At 48.0% G+C, this 2524-nt stretch carries 2 protein-coding genes; one reads left to right on the forward strand and one right to left on the reverse strand.

Going from position 1 to position 2524, the window contains the following annotated elements; genetic code table 11:
- Positions 1-792: Tn3 family transposase (locus tag ACQY6F_RS18730; protein WP_428776613.1), on the forward strand; the 792-nt coding region annotated here is incomplete at its 5' end.
- A gap of 8 nt (positions 793-800) precedes the next feature.
- Here ACQY6F_RS18730 and ACQY6F_RS18735 read toward each other — a convergent pair.
- Positions 801-2170, reverse strand: a protein-coding gene (locus ACQY6F_RS18735; RefSeq protein WP_428776614.1) for an IS3 family transposase whose coding sequence is annotated in 2 segments (ribosomal slippage) — positions 801-1819 and positions 1819-2170 — 1371 coding nt in all. Because the reading frame shifts where the segments join, the coding sequence is not laid out codon by codon here.
- Positions 2171-2524 lie beyond the last annotated feature (354 nt).

The following is a 2524-nucleotide window of genomic DNA, read 5'->3' on the forward strand; positions in this document are numbered from 1 at the left end:
CCAAAACAACTGCATACGGCTAGTGATGGACAGAAATTTGAAGTGCGGGCCGACTCCTTAAATGCCAACTACTCATACAAGTACTTCGGCAAAGGCCAAGGCGTCAGTGTCTACAGCTTTGTCGATGAGCGCCAATTACTGTTTTATTCAACGGTGATTAGCGCGGCCGAGCGTGAAAGTGCTTACGTGATCGACGGATTGATGCATAATAATATTGTCCAGAGCGATATTCACTCCACCGATACCCACGGTTACAGTGAACTGGTGTTTGGTGTGATGCATTTGTTGGGTTTCTCCTATGCGCCCCGAATTAAGAACTTCAAACGTCAGCGTCTGTATGCTTTCAAAACAATGCGCCGTAGCGACGCGATAAAATCATTTGTGATTAAGCCCCGCGGCAACGTCAATACACGCCTGGTCATTGATCATTGGGAAGATATTCTGCGTTTTATTGTATCGATAAAACTCAAGGAAGTGACGGCCTCGGAGTTATTCCGGCGATTGAACTCGTATTCGAAGCAGCATGATCTATATCGCGCCCTTAAGGCCTTCGGACAGATCATCAAATCCATTTTCCTGTTGCGCTATATTGACGAGGTGGAACTACGTCAAGCAATCACCGTGCAACTCAACAAGATCGAGCACGCACAGCGTTTTGCTCGTGCCATTTCCGTCGGTGGTCCTAGAGAATTCGTATATGTCGATAAACAAGCACAGGAGATCGAGGAAGGCTGCAAACGGTTGATCATGTACGTCGTCAAAGGAATGTGGACTAAAGAGGATTTAAATTAAGAGGCGGATTAGCTCATCAGGTTTAGGTTTGTTGATCGGTTATCGTAATACAATTGTTTTCGCATGGCTAATGTGTTCAATTTAATCTGTTCTCGTTTATCAAGAATGGATTGACCCCGCCCGTAAAAGACATCGGCTGGTGTCAGGTTATCGAGCGATTCATGGTAGCGCTCGTGGTTGTAGTAATCCACAAACAGAGTGATGTGCTGTTTCAGATCACCGGGTAGATAGTAGTTTTCCAATAAGATCTGGTTCTTCATTGATCGGTGCCAGCATTCGATCTTACCTTGGGTCATAGGGTGATAGGGTCGTCCCCGAGTATGAGCCATATTCTGGCTATCCAAGTAGTCTTTCAAATCACCCGCAATGTACGATGGACCGTTGTCGCTCAGTAATCGTGGTTTGTGTTTCACCTTGACTTGATCGAGGCCTGTGAACTGAAGGGCGTCATCGAGCGTGTCCGATACATCGGTGGCAGTCATGGTCGTACACAGCCGCCAAGCGACGATGAAGCGGGAGAAGTCATCGAGGATAGTGGACAGGTAATACCAACCCCAACCGATCACCTTCAGATAGGTAAAGTCGGTCTGCCACAGCTCATTGACCCGTGTGGTGGGATGTTGAAACTTCTCGGCGGCTTGCATCAGGATATAAGCGGGACTCGTGATTAAGTCATGGGCTTTGAGCAGGCGGTACACGGTCGATTCGGACACGAAATAGCTGTTTGTATCGGTATAGGCGACAGCTAATTCTCTAGGCGAGAGCTGCGGCCTATCCAGTGCCAGTTCCACGATGGCCGCCTGGCGATCGTCAGGCAATTGATTCCACACTGACTGCAGCAGGGGTTTGTTATCCTCCAACGCGTCGGGGCCACCTGATTGATAGCGTTTGAGCCAGTTGTAGAATGTGGACTTGGTGATATCCAATCGCTTAAGTGTCTGGCGTACCGACAAGCTGGATTGTTCCACCAGACGGATGATTTCCAGTTTCTCAGCCGCTGAGTACCTCATATACCGTTCTCCCCATCGCCGATCACGCTTTTTTTAAGCAAACGAACTTCCATCAGTTGTTCGGCCAACGCTTCCTTTAAACGGGTTGCCTCCAAACGTAAGTGCTTCACCTCATCGGTGGTGGCTTCGCGAACGGTATCACCGGCTAAGCGTTTCTTGCCTGCTTCCAGAAACTCCTTGCTCCAACGATAGTACACATTGGAATTGATTCCCTCGCGACGACACAGCTCTGCGATGCTGTCTTCGCCGCGAAGACCTTCTAACACAATGCGGATTTTCTCTTCTGCTGAATACTGTCGTCGGGTAGCTCGGCGGATATCACGCACCGTTTTCTCGGCGCTGTCTTTAGGATAGTTCTTGGTCATCATCGTCTCCTTTTACTAAGGTTACGATGAGCTAAAACACTCTCTTATTCAATTACCCCTTTTTGTCCAACTTTCGCTGACGGGCTACAGACAGTGATATTGGGACGCTTGCTTTCCGAAGTGGCTGTCGCTCGATCTTGAGCGTAGACAGGTGACACGACACACATCAACAGTAACGTAGCCGTCGTAAACATTTTAAGGAGTCGGTTTTGCATCTTATTCATCAAAGATTGACTTGGATTATGCAGTGTTTTAAATAGAACACGCTGTTCAGTGCCTGATCTTATAGTCATCATGGTGTCACCTCCGCAATCAATTCAGTCCCCAGGTAAATGTACTCTTTCAGCATATTGCCTA

The sequence above is a fragment of the Vibrio sp. genome (assembly GCF_050299255.1).
Classification (GTDB): domain Bacteria; phylum Pseudomonadota; class Gammaproteobacteria; order Enterobacterales; family Vibrionaceae; genus Vibrio.